This is a genomic window from Bradyrhizobium sp. PRIMUS42 (genome assembly GCF_023006515.1).
GTDB lineage: Bacteria > Pseudomonadota > Alphaproteobacteria > Rhizobiales > Xanthobacteraceae > Bradyrhizobium.
Map to the genome: position 1 here is coordinate 1 of NZ_JALBGZ010001628.1, position 415 is coordinate 415.

The 415-nt window shown below is 69.2% G+C and carries 1 pseudogene; it reads left to right on the forward strand.

Features of this window, described 5'->3' with window-relative positions:
• Positions 1 to 415 (forward strand): annotated as a pseudogene (locus MOV75_RS42000) (ATP-binding protein); the annotation flags it as partial.

Below are 415 nucleotides of genomic sequence, written 5' to 3' on the forward strand. Positions count from 1 at the left end.
TGGATCGTACGCTGCGCGCCGTGCTTGCCGAGCCCGACGCCGGCTTCCGCGCCATCGGCGTGCTCTATCAGGAGTTCGTGGTCCGCTGCCGCATCGAGGGTCTCGGCGCAGCGGTGCCCGATCTCAACGAGTTTCGCCGCATGCTGACGCATGCGCGCGCCGGGCTCGGTGCTGACATCGCCGGGGACGACGCCTGGCAGGACGTGTCGCTGCGCGCTTCCATTTTGCCCGACGACATGCAGGGCGTGTTCATGATGATCGCGCGTGCGGCGAAGGAAGGATGGCCGTGTCCCGGCGACGCCGCGATCGCGCGGGCTTATGGCTCGCATTCGCTGCGAAGGGCGCAGCGGCTGCTCGGCTATATGGAGGAGCAGGGCCTGATCGTCGTCCAGCTCGACGGCGGCGGGCGCCGGAT